General features: G+C 29.3%; 15 protein-coding genes and 2 pseudogenes. 4 read left to right on the forward strand and 13 right to left on the reverse strand.

Annotation, left to right across the window (positions count from 1 at the left end):
• Window position 1 precedes the first annotated feature (1 nt).
• From ERCISPPA3004_RS00120 to atpB, 4 genes are all read right to left on the reverse strand, one after another.
• Window positions 2-547, reverse strand: coding sequence for a F0F1 ATP synthase subunit delta (locus ERCISPPA3004_RS00120; protein ID WP_157990128.1), 546 nt, complete (start codon window positions 545-547; stop codon window positions 2-4).
• Window positions 547-1032: a F0F1 ATP synthase subunit B gene (atpF, locus tag ERCISPPA3004_RS00125; protein ID WP_157990129.1), complete on the reverse strand. Its 486-nt coding sequence runs from the start codon at window positions 1030-1032 to the stop codon at window positions 547-549. The genes ERCISPPA3004_RS00120 and atpF overlap by 1 nt, the downstream gene beginning before the upstream one ends.
• A 114-nt stretch (window positions 1033-1146) precedes the next feature.
• Window positions 1147-1389, reverse strand: a complete 243-nt coding sequence (gene atpE / locus ERCISPPA3004_RS00130; RefSeq protein WP_157990130.1) for a F0F1 ATP synthase subunit C — start codon at window positions 1387-1389, stop codon at window positions 1147-1149.
• A gap of 67 nt (window positions 1390-1456) precedes the next feature.
• Window positions 1457-2278 (reverse strand): F0F1 ATP synthase subunit A, encoded by an 822-nt coding sequence (gene atpB, locus ERCISPPA3004_RS00135; RefSeq protein WP_157990131.1) that lies wholly within the window; start codon window positions 2276-2278, stop codon window positions 1457-1459.
• A gap of 1969 nt (window positions 2279-4247) precedes the next feature.
• On the opposite strand from atpB, the gene gntK reads away from it, so the two are divergent.
• Both gntK and gntU read left to right on the forward strand, forming a co-directional pair.
• Window positions 4248-4808 (forward strand): gluconokinase, encoded by a 561-nt coding sequence (gene gntK / locus ERCISPPA3004_RS00140; protein ID WP_157990652.1) that lies wholly within the window; start codon window positions 4248-4250, stop codon window positions 4806-4808.
• Window positions 4796-6136, forward strand: a complete 1341-nt coding sequence (gntU, locus tag ERCISPPA3004_RS00145; RefSeq protein WP_157990132.1) for a gluconate transporter — start codon at window positions 4796-4798, stop codon at window positions 6134-6136. Before gntK ends, gntU begins: the two co-directional genes overlap by 13 nt.
• A 543-nt stretch (window positions 6137-6679) precedes the next feature.
• Here the strand turns inward: gntU and rsxG are convergent.
• The 5 genes and pseudogenes from rsxG to rsxA form a co-directional block, all read right to left on the reverse strand.
• The gene (rsxG, locus tag ERCISPPA3004_RS00150; protein WP_157990133.1) at window positions 6680-7318 is read right to left on the reverse strand and encodes an electron transport complex subunit RsxG; all 639 of its coding nucleotides are present in this window, start codon (window positions 7316-7318) and stop codon (window positions 6680-6682) included.
• Window positions 7318-8391 (reverse strand): electron transport complex subunit RsxD, encoded by a 1074-nt coding sequence (gene rsxD / locus ERCISPPA3004_RS00155; RefSeq protein WP_157990134.1) that lies wholly within the window; start codon window positions 8389-8391, stop codon window positions 7318-7320. The genes rsxG and rsxD overlap by 1 nt, the downstream gene beginning before the upstream one ends.
• A 422-nt stretch (window positions 8392-8813) precedes the next feature.
• A pseudogene (gene rsxC, locus ERCISPPA3004_RS00160) lies at window positions 8814-10241 on the reverse strand (electron transport complex subunit RsxC); the annotation flags it as partial.
• Window positions 10225-10812, reverse strand: a complete 588-nt coding sequence (rsxB, locus tag ERCISPPA3004_RS00165; RefSeq protein WP_157990653.1) for an electron transport complex subunit RsxB — start codon at window positions 10810-10812, stop codon at window positions 10225-10227. The pseudogene rsxC and the gene rsxB, both read right to left, overlap by 17 nt.
• Window positions 10812-11393 carry an electron transport complex subunit RsxA gene (gene rsxA / locus ERCISPPA3004_RS00170; RefSeq protein WP_157990136.1) on the reverse strand — a complete coding sequence of 194 codons (582 nt, stop codon included), beginning with the start codon at window positions 11391-11393 and terminating at the stop codon, window positions 10812-10814. Before rsxA ends, rsxB begins: the two co-directional genes overlap by 1 nt.
• A 1040-nt stretch (window positions 11394-12433) precedes the next feature.
• On the opposite strand from rsxA, the gene prmB reads away from it, so the two are divergent.
• Entirely contained in the window at window positions 12434-13366 is a 933-nt protein-coding gene (gene prmB, locus ERCISPPA3004_RS00175) for a 50S ribosomal protein L3 N(5)-glutamine methyltransferase (protein WP_157990137.1), read from the forward strand.
• Window positions 13367-13668: 302 nt separating this feature from the next.
• Here the strand turns inward: prmB and ERCISPPA3004_RS00180 are convergent.
• From ERCISPPA3004_RS00180 to ERCISPPA3004_RS00190, 3 genes and pseudogenes are all read right to left on the reverse strand, one after another.
• Window positions 13669-14964: pseudogene (locus tag ERCISPPA3004_RS00180) on the reverse strand (basic amino acid/polyamine antiporter); the annotation flags it as partial.
• 2005 nt (window positions 14965-16969) lie between these two features.
• A complete protein-coding gene (sbcB, locus tag ERCISPPA3004_RS00185; protein ID WP_157990139.1) occupies window positions 16970-18403 on the reverse strand; it encodes an exodeoxyribonuclease I in 1434 nt (477 codons plus the stop codon).
• Window positions 18404-20103: 1700 nt separating this feature from the next.
• Window positions 20104-21120, reverse strand: coding sequence for an AI-2E family transporter (locus ERCISPPA3004_RS00190; RefSeq protein WP_157990140.1), 1017 nt, complete (start codon window positions 21118-21120; stop codon window positions 20104-20106).
• A gap of 1229 nt (window positions 21121-22349) precedes the next feature.
• On the opposite strand from ERCISPPA3004_RS00190, the gene ERCISPPA3004_RS00195 reads away from it, so the two are divergent.
• Complete coding sequence (locus ERCISPPA3004_RS00195; RefSeq protein WP_157990141.1) at window positions 22350-24065, forward strand: potassium/proton antiporter; 1716 nt, start codon at window positions 22350-22352, stop codon at window positions 24063-24065.
• Between the two features lie 768 nt (window positions 24066-24833).
• Here the strand turns inward: ERCISPPA3004_RS00195 and dut are convergent.
• Window positions 24834-25292 (reverse strand): dUTP diphosphatase, encoded by a 459-nt coding sequence (dut, locus tag ERCISPPA3004_RS00200; RefSeq protein ID WP_157990142.1) that lies wholly within the window; start codon window positions 25290-25292, stop codon window positions 24834-24836.
• Window positions 25293-25423 lie beyond the last annotated feature (131 nt).

Genomic DNA, 25423 nt, shown 5'->3' on the forward strand with positions numbered 1-25423 from the left:
ATCACTTTGATCCTTGAGATAATATGGCATTGGTCAGTTGTTTAATTCGGCCTTGTATACTTCCATCAATGATTGTATCTCCTGCCTTAAGAATAACGCCTGCTATTATAGATGGATCAATTTTACAATGAAGTTTAATATGGCATGAGAGGTGTTTTTCGATAGCGATTGTGATCTTAGTAATCTGATTCTGATTTAATTTTATTGAGGAAATTACCTCTACTTTTATCACATTATTATACATAGAACATAATTGCATAAATTGATCTAGAATAGTGGGTAATATAGATAAACGTCTATTATAAATGATTACTTTAAGAAAGTTTTTTACTTCATAATCAAGCTGATCGTCAAATATTCTCATCAATTTTTTAGAAAGAAATGCTGGCGAGATGGGTCTTGTAATTAAATGTTTTATTTTTTCATCGCATAACACTATAGTAGCAACTGTTAACATTTTGTTCCAGTGGTCTATGTTTTGCTGTGCAATAGCAAAATTAAAAGCCGCTCGTGCATAGGGACGTGCGACGGTTATAGCTGTAAACATTAGACTATGCCTTTAGAGAGTTTAGTGATCAATGTATTAATTACATTCTCGTGGTCAGATTCATTGATGGATCGCTCAAGAATTTTTTCAGCACCTTCTACAGTTAACAGCGCTAAATGTTGACATAATTCTTCTTTTACTTTTTGGCGTTCAATATTAATGCGAGCCATTGCTTGAGTGACTATTTTTTTGCGTTCTTTTTCAGCCTCGATTATTGCTTTTTCTAGAATTTGAGAGTAACGGGCGTTAGCCATCTCGATAATAGCTTGAGCATCTTTTTTTGCTTCTTGTAAAACAGCATTCGCACTAGATTTTGTTACCTCACTCTCTTTTTTAGCGTTTTCTGCAAAAACAAGACTGTCTGTAATTTCTTTTTGTCGATCTTCAATAGTGGCCATCAGTGGCGGCCATATGTAATGCATGCAAAACCAAACAAAAAGAATAAAGGCAATAGCTTGTCCAAAAATGGTTGCATTAATATTCATAATACGATACCTCATTATGATATAACATTGACTACTCTTATTTAATAGATAAAGAGATAGATACTGTTTGATCTCATTTTTATAATTTTTTATAAAAAACTACTAGCTAGTTATTTATAATGCAACGGCGAACATGAGGTATAGACCTAACCCAACAGCAATCATAGGAATTGCATCGACAAGACCCATTACAACAAAAAACTGTGTCCTTAAAAGAGGTACTAGATCTGGTTGACGCGCAGCACCTTCTAAGAATTTTCCTCCTAAAATACCAATTCCAATTGCTGCACCAATCGCCGCTAATCCCATCATTATGGCGGCAGACATGTACAGTATATCCATATTTAGGTGCCCCATTATTTCCTCCGTTTTAGAAAAGTATAAAAACATAAATAAAAATTATTTAAAAAAATTGAAAGAAACTTTAATGTTTTTCAGATGCCATAGATAGATAGACAATTGTTAATACCATAAAAAGAAACGCTTGTAGAGAGATAATTAAAATATGAAAAATTGCCCACGGAACGCTGAGCATCCATTGTGACCACCATGGTAATAAACCAGCAATAAGAATAAAAATTAATTCACCTGCATACATATTTCCGAATAATCTCAGACCGAGAGAAATTGGTTTAGATAATAGGTTAACACTTTCCAGAATAAAATTAATTGGAATAAATATAGGGTTATTAAATGGTTTTAGTATAAGTTCTTTGCTAAATACTCTTATACCTTTAATTTTTATACTATAAAAAAGTATTAAAAAAAATACTCCAATCGCCAGAGATAGCGTAATGTTCACGTCAGCAGATGGGACTACTCTTAATGATGGCAGTTTGAATAAATAATTTTCTCCAATATATGGTAAAAAATCAATAGGAAGAATATCCATTAAATTCATGAGAAAAACCCATACAAAAATCGTTAGAGCTAGAGGTGCAATAATTTTACTTTTTCCATGATACATGTTACGAACATTGTTATCTATCAATTGAATTACTAATTCAATAGCGGTTTGTAATTTTTTAGGTGTACCATGAGTTGTTGATTGCGCAACTAAACGAAATAACATTAAAAATGTAATGCCTAGCGCAACAGAAAAAAACATAGAGTCAATATTTAAAATCCAAAATGTCTCTGGGTTGTTATTTGGATTTACTAACTGAAGAGTTCTCAGATCAATCTGAAGATTATGCAAATGATGAGCAATATATTCTTGTAGTGTCGATGTTTCGTCTACGGCCATAGTATATACCACCCTTAATATATTACAATAATAAAATAACAGGTATATAATTGATGCGCGCACTATGTTTGATAGTTATAATGCGCCATTTAATAATTATAGGAATTATATAATACTAACATTATAAAAATTATAGAAATTATAGAAATTATAGAAATTATAGAAATTATAGAAATTATAGAAATTATAGAAAAATTTTTAGTAGATTATTATTATCAAAAGTACAATAAGATAAGAAAAATAAGAAATATGTAATTAAATTTTTTTAACCTTTTATTAACCTTTTTAGAATGTCCTTAAAATAAAAAATCATATGTTTCTGTTTTAGAATCTTTTATTTTATATTTAGTAGTAACTTAAATATTTAATAATACCTGGCTTACTGGCGTAATGAAAAAATTGATAAAAATAATTTTTAAAAAAACTACCCAGTATTATAGGTTTTTATGGAAAAATATATTATATAATATTTTATATATTAATTTTATATACTAATTTTAGTGTCAGTATTTTACTATATTTAACTATAATACGATTATATCTTTAATTATTCAATCCGTTATCAGTATTGGTTTAACTTAATTTATTTTTATTTTAAATATTACAATAATGTTATTATTTTTTAAATTTTTTCTTTAGAGATTTTTAATGTAGTTGGATAAATGGTATTTTATTAATCTTTTATTAACGATGTTATTTATAAAAATTTACACAATTATATCAGTGATCAAAATATATTATACAATCTCATTGTTTCTAAACATCTTCAATATTAACACACACTATTGATATTTAGGTTGCTGTAAAAATTTTTAAAAATTTAAGTTTTAATGTAAACAGAATGCCATATGTTATATCTGATTTGATTGGATTGGATAGTAGTGTAATATCTCAAGTTTTTATCAATAAATTTTTTATTAGTATAGAGCATAAGCTCTATGAATTTATATAAACTTATTGTGACATGAGTTATATAAATTTTAATCTAAATTAAATTTTTATTTTTTCTTTAAATATGTTTTTATTATTTTGTTTTTTAATTTTTTTAAAATTATTCAGTAAAATCTAGGCATAGATTAGTTCAAACAGTAATTCTATAGTAAAGTTAAAATTCATTTAGATATTGATTTGGATAAATAAAATAAAATATTAACATGTAAAATATAAATATATTATATCATATAAAATGATATTTAAAGAATTTACTAATATTTAAAAAAGGAATATGTCATAACAAGTTTTTTTTATTTTCAATGATGTAATTTTATTATAATATAATGAATATAGTTATATTAATACTTAAAGGGTTTAATTTTGTCAATAAAATAAATTTTAATTTATAAATGGATAGTATGTTTGCAGAGACTTAGATCGGCACTGAATGACATATAAAACCACGTCACGTAGTATAGTGGGATAGTGGTTGGATTTTAAGGTCATATAATTACAGAACAACCTTTAGAATTTTTATATAAAATATTTTTTATAACGATTTCTTCTGTTAATTTTTTGGAATTTTATCAATAGAATCAAGTAGTTGAGTATATTGATAGATTCATTAAAGCCTTTCTTAAATTTTAAATATTAAACTAATTATTACTAAAAATTTATAATGATTTCAAGAAAGATATTAAAGTATTTTTATTTTTATTATTATAACATATAAAAAACATATAAAATTTATCGAATATGAACATACTGGAATTTTGTAAAATTTTGAATTGTTAGCTTTTAGTGACTCCTTAAGATCAAAAATTATCTCTATAAAAATAGATATAATTTAAAGCAATTTTTGTTTGATGTTAAAAATTTTTTTAACATGAATAACCATATAATATAAAAGATAATAGTAAGCAATTTATTTATGCAATACTTTTTTAGATCATTATAAGCATATTAATTTCTATTATAACTGTATTTTTTATAGTCAAAAAACTATGTAGTGATAATCTATAATGGAGTAACAATGATGAATTGCTCTGTTCCTTTTTACCATGTTTTTGTATTCATGGGTGTATCCGGTAGCGGTAAGTCTACTATTGCTAATGCAGTTGCATATCGTTTACATGCTGCTGTTTTAGACGGAGATTTTTTACATCCGCGTGATAATATTGAAAAAATGTCATCTGGATGTGCATTAAGTGATAGAGATCGTCGCCCATGGCTACAAGCTATTAATCATGCAATATTTGCTATGCAGCGCACCAATAGATTGTCACTTATTGTATGTTCTGCGCTTAAGAAGAGTTATCGAAATATATTGCGTATGGATCATCCTAATCTATCATTTATTTATCTTAAAGGGGATTTTTGGACTATACAAGAACGTCTTAAGGCACGTAAAGGACATTTTTTTCAGTCTCAAATGTTGATAACTCAATTTGAAATTTTAGAAGATCCAAGTAATGATGAAAAAGATGTGTGGTTGGTTAATGTCAATCAATCATTAGAGTGTGTTATAGATGCCACTATCCAAATTATTGAGAATGTCATTCAGTCTCACATAGGGGAATCTTCATGCATACAATAACGCTGATATTAACAGCAGTTGGTTCTGTATTTCTTTTATTATTTTTAGTTATGAAAGAACGCATGCATGCTTTTATAGCACTCATTTTAGTTTCTATTTTTGCAGGTATTGCTTCTGGCATGCCATTAGAACATATTACTGCTACTATGCAAAAAGGAATGGGGGGGACACTTGGATTTCTTGCTATTATTGTGGCGCTTGGAGCAATGTTTGGAAAAATGCTTCAGGAAGTAGGTATAGTAAATCAGATTGCTTTTTTTATATTAAAAATCTTTAGTAAGCGTAGTGCTTCTTATGCGTTAGGTGTGGCTGGATTAATTTGTGCTCTACCCTTATTTTTTGAGGTAGCAGTAGTTTTATTGATTGGTATTGCTTTTGCAGTTGGGTATCGAACTGGAGAAAATTTAGTAAAACTGCTTTTATCTTTATTTTCTGGAATGTCTGCTGCTTCTGCTTTTCTGCTGCCTGGTCCAGCTCCTATGCTGCTGGCTTTGCAAATGCATGCGGATTTTGGATGGATGATATTATTAGGAATTTGTGCAGCTATTCCCGGAATGTTAATTGCAGGTCCTGTGTTTGGTGGTTTTATTAGTCAATATGTTCAATTTCAGAAGATTCATGAAGATAGTGTCACTCAATTGAAAAGTAATCATCTGCCATCGTTTCCTATAAGTTTGTTATTAATTCTATGTCCGCTAATTTTGGTATGTCTTAAAACAGTTGGAGAGTGCTTTGCTTCTCCAGATACGAGTATTTATAATTTTCTAGAGTTAATTGGGCATCCATTTATTTCTATTCTCATTGCATGTTTACTACTTATTTATGGCATAGCGCGTCCTTCTGGTATCGATAAAGACAAAATTATGCAGATTTGTGCGTCATCACTTCATCCAGCAGGTATTATTCTCTTGGTTATTGGTGCTGGTGGTGTATTTAAGCAAGTTCTAGTAGATTCCGGTATTGGGGCAACTTTAGGTCATGTCTTAATAGGATCAGATTTACCAATTGCAGTAGCCTGTTTTGTATTAGCTGGTGTGATACGGATCATCCAGGGGTCAGCTACTATTTCTTGTTTAACAGTAGTTAGTTTAGTAACCCCTATTATTGATCCATTGCATTATTCTGGGGCACAATTAGCAGCATTATCAATGTGTATTTCTGGTGGTTCAATTATTTTAAGCCATGTAAATGACGCGGGTTTTTGGTTATTTAGTCGCTTTACTTCTGCTACAGAATCTCAAACATTAAGGACATGGACAGTAATGGAGACTATTTTAGGTAGTATAGGAGGGGTGGTTGGGATTATGGCGTTTAAGTTATTATCATAATTTCTAAAAAAATGATGATAAAATATTAAAGGAGAAGATTTTAATCTTATAAACTCAATAACGTCATTCTTCAATCGCTATAATTAGTGGTGTTTCTTGATATTGTATGCTGTGATGACTTAATGTTGTGGATTTTTATTAATCTGCTTAGTTAGTAGAGATAAAGAAATAATTAAATGAGATGAGATATTCTCATAAATATTAATACATTAATAATAATTATAGGTATGCCATATTTATATGGTTTTATCTCTAAAGTGTTTACAAAGAACGGAACATAGTTAAGAATAGGATTATTAAAACTATTATATAATTTTTATGATAACATTATAGTATAATAGTATTATTATTTTACTGTATGTATGCATTATTAACTCAGATTAAATAATTTTTCCGATTATTATATGGTTTTTTATTTGTGATCTTTTAAAAAATTCCCATTCTTTTATATTATCATTGTAATTTTTTATTATGTTAAATATAGGCAAGATGCTTTATAAAAAGCATAAATTCTATAATGTTTATATAAAAAATTTTTTAATTCTATTCTTCAGTAGTGTTTGTATTACATTTTTTAAGATGAGATATCGTCTTTGGTAAAGTCTGAATGTATAAGGTACTATGTTTTATTGCATTTACTACCGCTCTTGGAGTAATTGTTGCACCGGTAAATTGATCAAAATCTCCTCCATCTTTTTTTACTGTAAAGCTAGAAACGTGATTCTTATTTATTTTTTTATTATCAAAACTATGTATCCAATTAGAAAAGCGTAATTCAATTTTATCACCTAGCCCCGGTGTCTCGTGATGCTCGAGTACTCGTGCTCCGTAAATTAGACCATTAAAGTTAGCTCCTACAATGATTTTAATATTACCAGAGTAACCATCAGACGCGGTAGTCTCTAGCGCTACTGCTACAGGTTTTTCATTCTTTTTTGCTATATATAATCGATGTTCTGTGTTATCTCCTAGTTCTTGGTTGCGGACAATATAACATGATGATTGAAGATTATTATTATATAGTGTCGACGGGAGGACTTGGTCTAATAGATTTTGTTTTGTTAGAGTTTTTTGGGCTTGAATTGCAGGTTTTGTTACTTCATGAATAATTGCCGTTAAGCCTGTAGTGATAGCAGCAAATATAGCAAGGATGACCCCATTTTTCCGCATAATGGTTAGCATTATAGAATCCTCTTAGAATAATGTCCATAAACACGTGGTTTTGTGTAATAATCAATGATAGGCACACACATATTTGCTAATAATACTGCGAATGCTAAACCATCCGGATAACCACCATAGCTTCGGATTAGCCATGTTAAAAATCCAATAAGCGCGGCATAGATTAATCGCCCATGATTAGTAGTTGCCGAAGTAACTGGATCAGTAGCAATAAAAAATGCACCTAGCATGGTAGAGCCAGAGAATAAATGCACCGCAGGTGGTAGTAAATGATCAGAAGATAAAAACCAACCTATGCTTGAACAGATTGTTAGAGAGGTTAAAAATGCTAGGGGGATATGCCAACGAATTGTGCGTGTGATTAGTAGGAAAATTCCTCCAAGAAGAAAACTAGCATTAATACATTGCCAACTTGGAGTACGTATTAACATGCTATTATATATGGGTCTAGCAAGAATTTGGTTTGCTGTTAATCCTTCATGTAAGCTTGTTTTAAAGTGATCTAGCGGGGTAGCTTGTGTTATAGAATCAATATCTATGGATTTTGTTTTGGTTTGGATTAAATTGGTCTGTGTTTTTGGATGGATGATTATCTCTAGAGTTCTGGATAAACTAGGTTGAATGTTTTTCATTCCATAAAGAGAGCACCATGTAGTCATTTGTACTGGAAAAGATATTAATAGCATTATATAGGCAGCCATGGCTGGATTAAATGGGTTATTACCGAGTCCTCCATATAATTGTTTAGCGATTATGATCGCAAATAATGTACTAATTGTTATTACCCACCAAGGAGATAACGCTGGTATGCTGACACCTAGTAATACAGCAGTAAGTATCGCCGAGTTATCTTGTAAAGTATTTAATATCGGATAGTGACGTAGGTATAAAATTATAGCTTCAGCGATTAGAGCTACGCTGATAGAAATAAAGATTTGTATGAGATTACCCCAGCCGCATAAGTAATATTGTGCAATTAAACCTGGTATAGTTGCAATTAAGACCAGTAGCATAATGCGATTGGTGTTGCGTTTCTTGTTCAACCCATAGTAAGTGGTAATGCAAACACTCATATGATAGATTACTCCACTATTTTAGATGTAGAAGATATTTTCTGATTCTAATGTGTGAAATATAGATATTTTAATTTATATAATAGATAAGTTATATAAATTAAAAAATTTTATTTTTTATATTATTATCATGAATTTCAGTGCATGATTGTACATATCGGTATTCGATATCTTGTGTAATAAATTAGGTGAAAGAATTTTCTATTATTTTATTCTGAGTTTTTAAAAAGTCTAGTCAAAATTAGATTTATATTAGTTAAGTATAGATAATATAGAGAACAGAAATAATATTTATTATTTTTTGGATGTTAATTATTTTTTCTAGATATTTGTATCCTTCGTAACTTTAGTCACCATTTCTAAGAATTGCGGAAAGATAGGATTATGTTGGTAATTTATAGTTGAAGTGAATTATTTTTAGTTTTTTTATGCTTCTTTTGTGATAATCTCTTTTGTCTTTCTTCAAAACGAGTTTTAGCAATAATAGAACGTTTACTATCTGCATCAATGGTCTGAATAATCTCTTTTTCCTTTTGATAGTATTGCACAAGTGGAATATTACTTGGGCAAACGTATGAACATGCGCCACATTCAATGCAGTCCATGATGTTGTGTTTACGAGCTTTTTCGTGATCACCCCCTCGAATAAACCAAAACAGTTGTTGCGGTAATAAGGACACTGGACAAACATCAGAACATATACCACAACGAATACAGTTTTTTTCTACTTGATTTATTTTAATTTCTTCAGAATCTGGAGCTAAAATACAATTAGTAATTTTAATTACTGGTATAGCATCTATTAGTAAAGGCAGGCCCATCAAGGCGCCACCCATTAATATGATATTTTGTTTTTTAGAATTAAAACCAGTATGCTTTAGTAAATAATTAATTGGGGTACCTAATCTTGCCCACAGATTTCCAGGACGACTGAGAGATGAACCAGTTAATGTAACAACACGCTCAGTTAGTGGCTCCCCATTAATAATAGCGCGTTTTATTGCAAATGCAGTACTAACATTTTGAATAAATATACCAATTTCAGAAGAATGCTTATCATATGGAACTTCTTTTCCTGTTAATATTTTTATTAAATGTCTAGCATTACCAGAAGGATATTTAGTAGGGATAACACAAATAGAGAGAGATAGATTAATATCATATTGTAGTGCTCTTTTTAATGCAAAAATCGCTTTGGGTTTATTATCTTCAATACCTATTAGAATTTGATGTGCTTGTAGAATCCAAGCTAAAATACGAATGCCTTCTAGAATTTCTAGAGGATGGTCTTGCATCAATCGATCGTCGGCTGTAATGTATGGTTCGCACTCGACAGCGTTAATAATTAATGTATTTATCTTTTTTAATCCAGATGCTAATTTGATTGCAGTTGGAAATCCCGCGCCACCTAGCCCAGCTATGCCAGAGTCATGAATAATTTTTAATATTTGAGAGCGATTCATATCATGGTAATTTTTAAAGTTTTTTTTATGAAAACATTGATCTTGCCCATCTGGAGTAATAAATATACATGTTTCTAATAAAGATGCATGAGCTGTTGCATGTGGTTTAATTTTTGTTATTACACCAGAAGTAGGTGCATGTATTGGCAACATACTGCCATTGCCATACGTAAGTGCCTGACCACGTAAGACTTTATCACCTTCTTTTACATTAACTTCACCTGCAGGTCCTATGTGTTGTCGCAGAGGTACAATGAATTGTGGTGGTAAAGGTATTTTTTGTATCGGAGTATTACTAGACTGACTTTTCATATCTAATGGATAAATTCCACCGTGAAAATCCCAGAGTTGATTTTTTTTAATTTTTTTCTTAAATATTCGTAACATTGTTTTGTACCACAACGGTTCGCTCAACAATAGCATTAGGTCGATCAAAATGAGATGTGTTAGGGGTATCACATGTTGAACGCATATTAATGCAGTGTGTTGGGCATATGGAAAGACATAGATTGCAACCCGTGCAGATTTCACTCAAAACTGTGTGCATAGTTTTTTTTGCTCCAATTATTGCATCAACTGGACAAACATGAATGCATTTAGTACAGCCAATGCAGTGATTTTCATTAATCCATGCAATTGTACGTTTGGGTTTATTTATAGCCAGATTATCTAAGGGTTGTGGATCAATATTAATTATTTTAGCTATTTTTAGCATAACGTATTCCCCACCAGGGATACATTTATTTATTATTTTATCTTGTTTTGCAATAGCATTTGCATAAGGTAAGCATCCAGGGTAACCGCATTGTCCGCATTGGATTTGTGGTAAAATTCTATCAATTTGATGAATAATAGTATCTTCTGTTATTGCAAAACGGTAAGATGTGTATCCTAATAAGGAACCACAAATAAAACTAATTGTGCTTAAAATAGCCACTGATATACAGAGGGAAGTGATCATGTTTTTATTAGTCCAGTAAAACCCATAAATGCCATGGCCATTAACCCTGCAGTAATCAAAGTGATAGACGCCCCTTGAAATGGTGACGGTATGTCCGCTAGAGCTACACGTTCTCGTATACCAGAAAATAAAATCATTACTAATGAAAATCCAATAGAGGCGCTAAATCCATATAAAGCAGCCTGCATAAAAGTATGATGAAGGTGTATGCTTAAAATAGGTACACCAAGAACAGCGCAGTTTGTGGTAATTAATGGAAGAAAAATACCTAAAAGTTGATAAAGGTGTGGGCTTGTTTTACGCATTACCATTTCAGTAAATTGCACAACAACAGCAATGATCAGAATATATGTCATGGTACGTAAATAGATTAAATCTATTGGTAGTAAGATGTAAAAATTTACTACCCAGGATACAATTGAGGCAAGAGTTATGACAAATGTTGTAGCAAAACCCATACTAATTGCAGTCTCTAGTTGTTTAGAGACTCCCATAAAAGGGCATAAACCAAGAAATTTTACCAATACGAAGTTATTCACCAAGATTGTACTAATAAAAAGTAATAAATAATCAGTCATGAGATATACTGTACTCTCAATTAAAAGTAGCTAGATAGATAATATGTTTCTAAAGTGATTTATCTACGTTAATCATTATGTTTGTATTGTACTAAAAAGATTTTCAGCAGAATAGAAAGACATCATATTTACACCTCTGGTATTAATATTAGATGAATACTCATGTGGATAAATTATTGATATCTGCCATTAGTTTTAAGAAATTTATGAATCTACATAAAAGTTATTATGAATAATATAAAGCTAACTGTAAGGTATTCTTAGATATAATGTAAAAATATTTTATTCTATATTGAATCTATGAATCTATGAATTTATGATAATTATTTTTTAGAGATTACTTTTTTATGCGCAAGTTTTGGATAGATAAACGCTATTTTAGTTGTGTATTTTTGAGTTATTTTATAATTTTTTGTGTAAATATCAGGTATTAAAATCTATTTAATTATATTTTACATATCATTGATGTTGTAAGAATTTCATGTAAAATTTTATATATCATGATAAAATATATATAAAAAAATATCTATTAAATTTTATATATTGTTAATATTTTAAGTTAGCTTGTTTTTCTTGAATCTTTTATAGAAATATTATTGTTAGGATACTTATGGGTTGATCTATTTTTGGATTGACAAAAAAATGAGATAAAATTATAGAATTAATAATAATGCATTAAATTATATCTTTAATTAAAACTGATCAATAGTAATATTATACACTATGGTTTTATAATATATGTTTGGATAAACTTTGAAGAACATACTTTTTTAATTGGTTGGTAATAGATATGCTTAGTGAGATAAATGAGGTGTCTTGCATATTTGGTGTGTTTATGTAGATTGTAATTTGTTATTTATGGTCCTCTAAAGGTTAATTTCTCGATTTTTGTATCGCGCAGTGTATATAACATTGATCTTGCTTGATAGTATCAATTTTAACTAGATTTTAACATTGTTATCGACATTCATTATTATTAAGATTTTTCATATGATCAGGTCAATGGATACGATCTCGTATTATATTTGATGGAGGAGTATATGAAAAAGTGTACGCTTAATGAAGCAGTTAATGACCTTCGAACGATTGGCGATATGTTGCGATGGTCCGTTAGTTGTTTTACTGCTGCTGATTTACATTATGGTCATGGTACTGACAACCCATGGGATGAGGCAATTCAGCTGATTCTTCCTACACTGTGTTTACCCTTGGAAATTTCAGATACTGTATTTTCTGCTAGACTGACATATAGCGAAAAACAGAGCATTGTTGATCGTGTAAAATGTCGCGTCAATGATTATATTCCTGTTTCTTATTTAACAAATAAGGCTTGGTTTTGTGGTTATGAGTTTTACGTTGATGAACGTGTACTGATTCCACGCTCTCCTATTGCTGAATTAATTAATCAGAAATTTTCTGGAATTCTTCATAAAGAACCTCAGTATGTTCTTGATATGTGTACCGGTAGTGGTTGTATAGCTATTGTCTGTGCTTTGGTATTTCCGCATGCACAGGTTGATGCAGTAGATGTCTCTAGAGATGCATTAGCTGTAGCTGATAAAAATATTGATATGTATGATCTAAAAAAACGTGTAACATCTATTTATTCTGATTTATTTGATGAGTTACCTATAAAACAATATGATGTAATTGTGACTAATCCACCATATGTAGACGTTAACACTATAAAAGACTTACCTAAAGAATATCATCATGAACCCATGTTGGGGTTTTTTGGTGGTAATAATGGACTAACATTATTGTTTCGTATTTTAAATAATGCGGCGCGGTATTTAAATATAAATGGGGTTCTTATTTGTGAAGTTGGTAATAGCATGAATGCTCTTATTACTAGTAACCCAGATATACCTTTTACCTGGATCAAGTTAGATAATGGTGGTGATGGGGTGTTTTTTCTTACAAGAAATCAAATAATTAACATTAAGAATAAAGAAAAAATGACAGAAAATTAATATAATTATATTAATGATGGCACTGCGTTCTTTTTTCGATAAAACGTTAATAATTAAATGGTATTAAATAGATTGAGTTAAGTTTTGTGTATCATGCAATGTAGTAATCAGGTTGATGCAAAAGATTCGATACATAATATGATATATAGTATTTTATACTAAAAAATTGTTTTAGAGTATATAATTAAGATTTTTATAAGTCTCAGATGTTTAATTAATATAATCTATATATTTATTATATTATGGCGAGTTGGATTGTATAGATTATTCATTAAAATCAAAAATTACTATGTCTTTTTAAGTTTCTTAGTCATGATAAAAATAAGAACTCCAGGTATATAGAGCATTATCGATAGCAGTAAGTTTAAGATACCTGATGCATATATCAACCAGGTTCCGTAGGCACCTGAGCCAATTGATACAAGAGTTATAAATGGTTTATGCAATTCACGTGAAACTTTAAAAAGATAAGCGCTAACTAATAAATATGGCATTAATATCATTTCTGATGCGATAGTGAGTAATGTGTTATAATTACAATGCGTTAACCAAATTAAGATTAAAGCAAACTGTACGCATATATTTGTCAGAGATAAAGAAAGTTTTGATGTTTTAAGAGAATTTTGAATGGTTAGTGCGCGAACTGGGCACAAATCATGCTGTGCGGCAATCACAGGCACTTCTGAAGCCATAATGGTCCAGCTAAGGTATGCGCCACATACCGAGAGAATAAGACCAGTGATAATGACAATACTTCCCCAGTTCCCTAATAAATGATTCATGATTCCAGCCATAGCAGGATTTTGCATCTTTGCTAATTCTTCTCTTGGGATCACACCTAAAGATAGTAGACTAACTAGTAGATAGATTACCAACGCTATAAGAACAGCAAACATTGTCGCACGCCCAATGTCATGTTTATTTTGCGCGTGGGATGACATAACTACTGCTCCCTCAATTCCAATAAAGACCCATAAAGTAATCAGCATGGTGTCTTTTACTTGCTGAGATAAGGATTTTTGTAATAATAAACCAGTAAAATCTAAACAAAAGCAATGATATTTAAAAGCACTGATAGCTAAAATAATAAATAACCCAAGAGGAACAAGTTTGGCCAATGTTGCAATTAGATTGATACTAGCTGCCGTTCTAATACCCTGTAAAACTAATAAATGAATCAGCCATAACAGAAAAGAGGCTGCTAATATGGCCTGCCATGTATTACCGTTTCCAAATATGACATGATTCGGGGAGTCAATAAAAAAACTTATAGAAGAACAGACAATTACTAAATATGAGGCATTTGCTATTACTGCACATAACCAATATCCCCAGGCAGAGCAGAATCCGATAAATTTTCCAAATCCTTCCTTTGCATATATAAAAATACCACCGTCTAAATGAGGTTTTAGTCTACTTAGTAAAAGTAATGTTAATGCCAAGAGCATTACACCACACCCAGTAATACTCCACGCTATAAGTAACGCAGCAGGGCTGGCAATTTCTGCCATATTTTGTGGTAAGCTAAAAATACCAGCCCCCAACATTGAACTGAGAACAAGTGCAGTTAAAGCACTTAAACTTAAATTTTTACTCAAAAAATACCTCAAATATAGAATATAATATCAATTAATTGTTATTTATAATTCTCTGATATTATTATGAAAGTGTAATATAAAAATCAATATATATCTTTTATATATATGTAGCTTAATTTGAAATTTTCATCCAAAAACATACTTATCAAAAACAAAACTATAATATATATTATAGTTTTGTTTTTGATAAGTAGCAAACCATTTATACAGGCTCGTAAATTAGTGATATAAAAATTTTTTTATATAATTTTTTTACAATTATTTTATAAGACAAATTCTTTAATAATGTTATTTAATTTTAATTGAGTCATTTCTTTACTAGTACATAACATAGTATATATTATAAATAACATTATCTTTCACAAAAGAATAATATATTTGTAAGATTTTCTATTTTAATTAATTTTTAAAGTTCCATTAGCATGTTCGCTATTAGGATATTATCCAATATATTTAAATAGGATATTGTAAAATTTTTTTTTAGTTTCTTGCCTACAGTTTTAATATGTTATAGTTAACGCTAACTATTATTATTTAAATTTTTAAATTTTAGTTATGTGTTTTATATGATATACAGAAGGTTTCTGAAAATTAAATTATTTATTGGTGTTCATTGTATTCTGGATCTAAGTAAAAGAGATATTATTGTATAATTTTAAACTTAAATAATAAACTAGTCCTTGCGATAAAATAATTTATTATATACTAAAAAGTAATAAGTATATACTATTTGAGGTCTTAAGATAATAAGTTAAAACTAATGCATACTATATATACTGGTTTATAAATAAAAATATACATTTTGACTGTTAGTTGATATGCATATATCTGTATTTTTTCTAAAATTTTATATTATAATTAAAAGATATTCCAATAAAAATGTTTATAATTAATAATCTCTTTTATAATGAAGCATATTTGATCAAATGAGATATCATCTTGATTGGTTATATTGAAAAAGTTAATAATATTAAAGGTATCATGTAAGACATTAATACTTTTTTAGAGTACCTAGTACGAAGATTTTAATAATATCTGAAAATATGAATACATTTTATTTGAGATAATATTAAGAGTATACGCAGAATAATTTTACAAAAGAATGGAATTTTACAATCGTACAAAAGTATATTATTTCTGTTATAACTAAATATATGCTGAATTTTCATGTCGCTATAAAAAATAAATAGTCTCTATTATTTGTAATTCTTTAGAAGAATAGGATTCTATCTTTTTGTAATGTAGTATACGCGTTAGATATGTAATCTGTATTAACCGTTCTCACTACAAGACGGAGAATAATTGATAAACAAAATAGAGTTATCTATAGAAGTTTTTCTGTTTTTTAGGTTTACCTCAGGTTTGTTTTACTATAAGTTTGTTATAAATATTTATTATTAAAATATGAAAAAACTGATAGTAATTTTTTTCAGAATATTTTTATAGATACGTAAAGTATGCTATATATTAAGTGATATTGATTAGAAAATTTTTGTATTAGTACAGAACAGTTTTATTACTTATTGTGCTAATTTTATCTAATTGCTTGGTTGAATGATACTATGGGTATATATAATGTTTTTATTATTTACTTGAATTTGTAGTAGATAACTAAATAATTTTTACCTTTATTTTGTTATCGTATAATATTTATATTGAAGCTTTATGGCTTACAGAAAATTTCAGTAAACCATGAGATCAGAACAAAAAACTATAGTATATTCATCATTGATTTTTAAAAAATAACAAAAATGAGATATCAATCCATGCTAATATTATAATGATTTTTCAGTTTTTACAGAATTTTATTCTGAATATGTTAATGCTAACATTAGTTTTTTAAAATCTTAAAAATTGATCTCTTTATTATAAATCATCTTTATCTTATAAAAATATATCTTAATATTATTCTGTGTCATCACATTAGTTTGAAATATTTAGTGTCCGATGACATGTAAGGGTATCATATAAGATATTCTAATTTAGATTAAGCATTAAAGGTTCATCAAAGAGGTTCAGCATTTAATGAAAGCTCGATGTCTTTTGTGTAGTCTAATAATGCTTGAAGTCGCATCCGTTTAGTTGGATTAGCGTAATGCTTTTCGTAGAGTAACTTAAGTTTATTTTTATATTCCTGTATATATATCGGATTCAATATTGTACGCCGATGCTTAAGCCATGCTATTTTTTCTGCAGAAGTTAACAAGTTTGGAAAATTTCTGGCACGAAATCGAAAAAATAACTGCTCAATGCGTTTATCATAAAACGTGAAGTTTAAAGTTAATAGATTTTCTGCAGAAGTGTTGCATATGGTATTTATTGCAGAACGATCAGCATTATTAAAAAAACCATTATAAATTTGTGTATCTACATCTCCTAAGTAAATAGGTTTTGTTTTTGTTTTGTATAGTTGTATGACTTGTTCTTGTATTTTTTTATATTGAAGTAATTGAGTGAGATTATTGGCATGGTATTCTAGGTTTATTCCGATACGCAGAGCATCTGATTTTCGTAAGACATTAGCGGGTGCAATAACAGGGCATTTATTTATATAAATGAGCTGTAACGGAAGGTGGGAGCTATTGTTGATTAGATTGCAATCATTACTCAAAAACTGAGATGATGTGTTATGATTAAGATCTATGAGCGGGGAAATATCTCTACCAAGATCGTACGTTATTAGAGCATTTTTATTATTGGGGTGCCATGCTAGCGGAGCAATACAAGTGATATTACTTTTTTCTCTTCCAAATCTACTAGATACAAACACAAAGCTTCGTATTTGCGAATCATTGATTAACGCACGCAGATTATGTTTTTTTCGATGAGCATATAAAAAATTATATAATTTCGGTTGTTTTTTTTTAATTAATTTTGCAAGAGAAATTGTCGCATATACATCAGATAGTGCATCATGCGCACTGTGATGAATTATCTCATTTTCCTGAGTGATGTTTTCTAGACAAAATGTAGGAAGACCTTGATGGTTTTTTGGCCAACGAATACCATCTGGACGTAAGGCATAGCAAGCTCTAGCTACATCTAATAGATCCCATCGACTATTAGAATATTTCCAGCTCCAATCGTAAGGATCGTAAAAATTTCGGTAAAACAAATTTCTACTGATTTCATCATCAAAAGAAATATTATTGTAACCTACAATGCAGGTATTTGGTACGCAAAATATTTGATGAATACGTTTAGTAAATTTTGCCTCATTGATACCACGTAACTGGGTAATTTGTGGTGTAATACCTGTTATAAGTACCGCTTCCGGTTGCGGCAAATAATCATTAGCTAAGCAGCAATAAATAATTTCAGGTTCTTCTATAATATTGAAATCCATATCAGTGCGTATTGCCGCAAATTGCGCCGGTCTGTCCAATGATGGGTTTGTTCCAAAAGTTTCATAGTCATAAAATAAAAAAGTAGGTTGCATAAAAATAGTTTCAGTATATAGCTTGACTATAATCAAGTATACAATTTTTTATAAGTTAGGTATAGCACTTTATTTTGATCAGGGATATATATATTAAATATGATTTAAGTTCGTATCATTATAAGGATAATGATCCTAAAATTAGTTTATAAGATTGAAAAAGTATATTATATTTTTATTTATAGCATTATTTTAAATGCTTCGGAATGTTTCTTATTAAAGATGTATTAGATCACTTGCTACTACTTATGCATAATAAGAATAAATACATGCAATATGAGATAAAAGTTCAGACCAAATAATAGGTTTTAAAAGTAAAATATAGGTGTTTTATATTCTGAAAGAGCGCGTATTCTTCTTTTTTCTTCAGATAGCATCAGGTTGATGGCTATATTTGTTTGTCTATGTTTATCTTGTGATAAAAAATTAATTGCGTTTATTTTTACGGAAAACTAGATACCTAATAGTAAACTTTTTGTATATAAGCGCAAAATTTAGTAATGATGTAGCATGATGTTTAGATCTTGATTTTCTAAAAAATATTACCTGTTCATTATTTATTTTGATTTAAATCTAGTCAGGTTTTGTATATATAATCATGATGTACAATTAACAAATATCGATACGTTCATACATAAAACTATTTCTATTTTTATATAGATGTAATTTTTTACCACGAGTGAGTGCTTCTATCTTAAATAAAAATTAATGTAAGCTGCGTGTTATATTAAGAGATTTATATTTAGATGTAAAAGGTGAGTTGTAGATTTGTAATATTGTATGTTGATTGTTTCTTCTCTTCTATGGATATAGATTTGTGTTTAAGGATATGAATTAACTAATACCCTATTAATTCTTTTAGGTTCTTTCTAGTTAAGAACGATACAAGCATCTAATGCGATACAGATCTGAAAATCTCTTTATTATTCTGTTATTATCAATAATAAAATCTATTTTAAAAAAAATGATTTTTTGTGACTCGTTAAAAATTACCTTTTAATTATTACAAGATTTTAAATGAAGTGTCATTGCAAAAAGAATAGGTGCAATAGAAAAGTTTCTGTATGTTTGATTATATTATATATAGAGGTTATTAGGTTTTAGTTAATTAGTTTATTGTTTTTTTAATTGAAAGCTATCTCTTATTTGTTATAAAATACTATTTTTTCTAAAATAGAATGTTATCTAATAATAGATAATTTAGTTTTTATTTATAAGATGGTGTTGTAGTGACTTAACTTAAAATATATGAGAATTATGTTCTGCTTAAGTTTGTGTTTCTATTATAGGAATATATCATTTCTTTTAGAGTATAGAACATTATAAGTTATGTCGGTATATTTAGTAGTTCTTTTAGTTAATAAAATTGATAGATTTTTCTGGTGAGTAGAGTGATATGTAATATGGGTAAATGAGTTGATAAATGTTATTATTTTGATTGATTTTAACTATAATATTTAAATATAAAATAAGTGTATAAATTCTCTTTGGTTTTGTAGTTATAATACATAATAAGATTAAGATATAATATTCAGCCAAGTTAACTATAACTATGCTTTGGAATTAATTCCTCACAGTCTTATAAAGTCAGTATACGTAACATATAATTATCTAAAAATTTGCATCATGATCAAGCTATTACTAAAATAGAGGTATACTAATAACACTTAATTTTAGACTAGTTGTTCGATAGATTGTATTTAAATTAACTCATATTTTCGTAATTCAGCTTTAAGGTAGGCGTAATAAATTGGAGCCGCAATTACTCCGGTAACACCAAAAGTAGCTTCAAACACTAACATAGCTAATAGAATTTCCCAGGTTTTTGCATGGATTCGACCGCTAAAAATATGTGCATTAATAAAATATTCTAACTTATGCACGACAATAAGATAAGTTAAAGAAATAAGACCAGCTTCAAGTGATATAGAAAGCCCAATCAAAAAAATAACTGTATTAGAAATTAAATTCCCAATTATTGGTAATAACCCCGTGAAAAAAGTTACTACTATTATAGTTTTAGAAAATGGAAAATGTAGTTGAAAAAGAGGTAGTATACCGAATAGAAAGCAACTAGTTAATAGTGTATTAAATAGGGATACATGAATTTGGGCAAAAATCACATTGTGAAAAGCTTCTGAAAGTATTGTTAATCTATCCAGGATGGCATCTTGTAAAGGTGTGTTAAATTTTTGTTTGTTATTATTTTGCAGAGAAATTATTGCGCCTAATACTGCTCCAATAAGCATAGTGGCAGCGGTATGTGCTGCATTACGACTAAAAGTTTGCATCACTAAATTTTTATGTAACCAGTTGATTACTTGATTCTTTAATTCATCTATATTTAATGGCAAGTAATGTGTGATTAATGGGGAAAGAGTATTTTGTGCATCTCTAAGGAGATTGCTGACACTAGTTTGAAAACTGGAAAAATCTTGAAAATCGTGCAAAAGAAATCCGGTGAGTTTAGTAGTCCCTAAAACTATTAAGAGGATCAATAGAGCGCTAAGAAACATAATACTAACCAAACGTGCTGTTGGAGCTTTTACTAGATACCCTACAAGAATAGTGAGTCCTAAGATAACTTCATACATAATAAATCCTGCTAAAAAACAGGGCAGTAAACGCAAAGGAAACAGAGCAAGTAGTGCGACAAAAACCAGTAAAAAACTAGCAGCTCTGCAAAGCATTAGACATTTTGTATTTCGTGTATGCATAATTTATCCTAAATATTTAAGATATGTATCTTACCAATACTAACAGTATATGAATTATATAGTGATTTGTAGCAGCATAATTATCATCGGTCAAAATAGTCATATTATTTTGCTAAATTTATTATAGTTTCTTATCAGGTTATGTTGTATATAGTGGTTAGCCTAAAAGTATTTTAATAAGAACAGGTTATTATTTTACTGTTTATTCATTAGCGTAATTAATTTAAAATAATTTTTAAGTGTTTTGTTTAAATTTAGCTCTTGATTTTTTATATAAAAAATTCTTATTTATATTGTATATATATCCTGGTATCGAAGGCGATAGAGATAATAGCCTTAATTAATGATTATGTATGTACTATATTTATAGGTAATCCTTAGTAATGTGATAATGGTAATTGTGTTATATATTTTTTATATATCTATGTATTATGAATATCTGTTTATTTTTAAGAGTTTTGCGCTACAGAGATAATTTATTAGATGTTGATGTTAATATTTTAATGTTAGGAATGTTGTGTTGCATATAATGCATAACGAATAATAGGCATGAGATCAATATAGTGGTGTCTTGATTGCATGTAACGAATGTTATATATCATATCTTATTATTTTTGATCATAAAAAGATCTAATTTTTTGTATATTTTTTGAGTATATCAGATAAATAATTTAAATTTTAGCCACTTAACATTAGTTATTGTTTATATTTTTAATATTTCTAGAAGTTTAATAGTAATATTATGATTTTATTTATTATATGCATGTAACAAATACGGAGATTTATATAGTGTGAATTTTATAGATAATTTGTTTTTTTGCTATACTGATAAGGTCGCATTTTTAATTTTTATATATTTTAAAATCCAAGAGCGCATAATAAGAGATCATAATCATTTTATGATATATAGGATATTAGAGCATAAGATGCATTAATATCGATAATTCTAAAAAATAATTTTAATATGTTTTTAGATTTGTTTTACCCCATCCTAGAAATAAATGAGATTATGTTGCCGCAACATACTAATATATAATTTTATTATTCATTATTCATTATTCATTATTCATTATTTATCATTCATATGAATAGGGTTTATTTCTAAAACTCAATTTCTTCTCGGCCGATTATTTTTTTTAACGATCTACCTTGTAGTGTGTTTGTATCTAAATCATTCAAATATATACATAATTATATAAATATTTGATCTTAAATAAAGGAAATGTCTATTGGAATCTAGTGCGATTTACGGTCTTTTTATTATCGGTTCAGTATTGGTTGCTACAAGTATTTTGCTTAGCGCTTTTTCATCACGCTTAGGTATTCCTATTCTAGTAATTTTTCTTGCTATTGGCATGTTAGCTGGAGTTGATGGTATTGGCGGGATTGCTTTTGATAATTATCCTGCTGCTTATTTGATTAGTAATCTCGCCTTAGCTGTAATTCTTCTTGATGGTGGTATGCGTACTCAGGCAAGTTCTTTTAGGGTGGCTTTAGGTCCGGCATTATCATTAGCTACAGTTGGAGTTTTAATTACAGCTGGGTTAACTGGTTTATCTGCTTCATGGTTATTTGGTCTTAGTTTACCTAATGGTTTTCTTATCGGCTCAATTATTGGATCTACTGATGCTGCAGCAGTGTTTTCACTTTTAGGTGGAAAAGGACTAAATGAACGTGTTAGCGCTACTTTAGAAATTGAATCTGGAAGTAACGATCCAATGGCTGTTTTTTTAACTGTTACTTTAATTAAAATGATCCAAAATGAACAAATGGGGATTAATTGGATATTTATTTTTCAAATAATACAGCAATTTGGGTTGGGAATTCTTCTAGGTCTTGGGGGAGGGTGGGCGTTATTACAAATTATTAATCGTGTTTCATTAGCTAGCGGTTTATACCCATTATTGGCAGTAAGTGGGGGAATTTTAGTGTTTTCTGTAACGTCGATGCTAGAAGGAAGTGGTATCCTCGCAGTCTACTTATGTGGTTTTATGCTTGGGAACCGTCCAATCCGAAATCGTCATGGTATTTTGCAAATTTTTGATGGTCTGGCTTGGTTAAGTCAAATTGGCATGTTTTTAGTATTAGGATTATTAGTTAATCCTGTAGATCTTTGGTCTATCGCACTTCCGGCTACATTATTATCTATCTGTCTTATTCTTGTTTCTCGTCCATTGTCAATTTTGATTGGTTTATTGCCATTTCGCGGATTTAATATTCGAGAGCGCATGTTTATAAGTTGGGTTGGTCTTCGTGGAGCACTACCTATTATACTTGCGGTTTTTCCAATGATGGCGGGATTGCCTCAGGCATCTCTTTTTTTTAATATTGCATTTTTTGTAGTTTTAGTATCACTGACGATTCAAGGTACCTCACTAAGTTGGGCGGCACGTAAGGCTCGTGTAGTTATACCGCCGCTAGCATCTCCAATTTCTCGTATTGGTCTCGATATTCATCCTGAGAATCCATGGGAGCAATTTATTTATCAACTGAAGAAAGATAAGTGGTGTATTGGTGCTGCGTTACGTGATTTACGTATGCCTTCTCAAACACGAATTGCTGCTTTATTTCGCAAAAATCAATTGTTACACCCATCTGGTAGCACCCGACTTAAAGAAAATGATGTTTTGTGCGTTATCGGTCGTGACCGAGACTTGTCTGCTTTAGGAAAGTTATTTAGTCAGTCTCCACCTGTTTCGGATCAGAGATTTTTTGGTGACTTTATTTTACAGGCGAGCGTTTCTTTACAGAATGTTGCTCATATTTATGGAATTGAACTTGATGATGAGATCAATAATCAACAAACACTTGGCGAGATGGTTGCAGATATTATAGGAGCGGCGCCTGTAGTTGGGGATCAAATTGAATGGAAAAATATATTATGGACGGTTGCGGAAAAATCAGATCACGGAATTGTTAAGATTGGAGTAAGAGTGCAGGATTAATTATTACCTTTCGATAATAAGATGTCTTACTCTAAGAGATATCCCATCTAATTTTCATTCATTTATCATAGTTGCTATGATATTGTATTATTATTTTTTAAAAATTAATATTTTTATTAATGAAATAGTTATGTTTTAAATATAAGGTATAGATTTTTTTGATTTTTAGGAAAAAGTAAAATGAGTGACCATTAGTGGTCTTGTAATAAAATTACATATATCGCAGATGATAATTGCTAATCCAGTGCTGTTATATATTTTTAGTACATTAACTGTACAAATAAATAATATCACGTGTATTAAGAGACGTAGTCCTATCTAACCTGTAGTGATCATATAGATAACTATAAGTTAATTATTGAACTTCTGTTAATTCTATTATGTAAGTGTATTTATATATTTGATATATCATGTAATTATTTTAATATATTCAAAAAGAGAATAGAAATTATGAGCAATGTAGTGTCTAATAAAATATTTTATACTTAAGCATATTATTTGGTGATTATTTTTTGAAAAATTATCGAAATATTATGTTATGGATATTTAAAATAAAGATTTATATATTCATATCATGATATGAATCATGTGATGATAAATGATAATTTTATTAAATTGCTATTATTAATATTTAGGTAAGTATTTCTATAAAAAATTTTATTTAGATTACTTTTATTTCTAAAAGGAATTCTTATAAACAGCATATATTAATAAAATTTATAAAAACGACTATAATTATGTGATAAACTATTTTGATTGACGTAAAAGTTATGAACGTCCTGTGTGTCCAAAGCCACCTGAACCTCGTTTGGTATCAGTAAAGCTATGAACTAGATTAAATTCCACTTGCATAACAGGCAGAAAAATTATTTGTGCAATACGGTCGCCGGCTGTGATCGTAAATGGACACTTCTTGCGATTCCAGAGTGAGATCATAATTTGTCCATGATAATCAGAATCAAGTAAACCTACAAGATTTCCAAGCACAACCCCATTGGCATGACCGAGGCCAGAACGTGGTAGTATGATTGCTGTAATCTGTGGGTCAGAAATATGCAAAGCTATACCTGTTTTTATTAAGTGCGCCTCTCCAGGATGTAATATCAGCGTACTTTCTATACAGGCCCGCAAGTCTACGCCAGCAGAACCGGGAGTAGCATAGCTTGGTATTGGAAAAGAAGTGCCAATTCTATTATCTAGAATTTTAATATCAATTTTTTTTCTCATATTATGAGTTAGAAAGTCGGACTTGTTGGATATTTTATTTTATCGTTACCTTAAGTATACCAAGTATATATAATATATAGATAATTTTTTAATATGTTTTTTAAAAGTATTTATTTTTGAAAATATAGAAC

The organism is Candidatus Erwinia haradaeae, from assembly GCF_900698995.1.
In the GTDB taxonomy this organism is placed as follows: Bacteria; Pseudomonadota; Gammaproteobacteria; order Enterobacterales; family Enterobacteriaceae; genus Erwinia_E; species Erwinia_E haradaeae_C.

Coding starts and splice junctions, on each gene's coding strand:
- ERCISPPA3004_RS00120 (WP_157990128.1), bottom strand. CDS start 547: ATGTTTACAGCTATAACCGTCGCACGTCCCTATGCACGAGCGGCTTTT.
- atpF (WP_157990129.1), bottom strand. CDS start 1,032: ATGAATATTAATGCAACCATTTTTGGACAAGCTATTGCCTTTATTCTT.
- atpE (WP_157990130.1), bottom strand. CDS start 1,389: ATGGGGCACCTAAATATGGATATACTGTACATGTCTGCCGCCATAATG.
- atpB (WP_157990131.1), bottom strand. CDS start 2,278: ATGGCCGTAGACGAAACATCGACACTACAAGAATATATTGCTCATCAT.
- gntK (WP_157990652.1), top strand. CDS start 4,248: ATGAATTGCTCTGTTCCTTTTTACCATGTTTTTGTATTCATGGGTGTA.
- gntU (WP_157990132.1), top strand. CDS start 4,796: ATGCATACAATAACGCTGATATTAACAGCAGTTGGTTCTGTATTTCTT.
- rsxG (WP_157990133.1), bottom strand. CDS start 7,318: ATGCTAACCATTATGCGGAAAAATGGGGTCATCCTTGCTATATTTGCT.
- rsxD (WP_157990134.1), bottom strand. CDS start 8,391: ATGAGTGTTTGCATTACCACTTACTATGGGTTGAACAAGAAACGCAAC.
- rsxA (WP_157990136.1), bottom strand. CDS start 11,393: ATGACTGATTATTTATTACTTTTTATTAGTACAATCTTGGTGAATAAC.
- prmB (WP_157990137.1), top strand. CDS start 12,434: ATGAAAAAGTGTACGCTTAATGAAGCAGTTAATGACCTTCGAACGATT.
- sbcB (WP_157990139.1), bottom strand. CDS start 18,403: ATGCAACCTACTTTTTTATTTTATGACTATGAAACTTTTGGAACAAAC.
- ERCISPPA3004_RS00190 (WP_157990140.1), bottom strand. CDS start 21,120: ATGCATACACGAAATACAAAATGTCTAATGCTTTGCAGAGCTGCTAGT.
- dut (WP_157990142.1), bottom strand. CDS start 25,292: ATGAGAAAAAAAATTGATATTAAAATTCTAGATAATAGAATTGGCACT.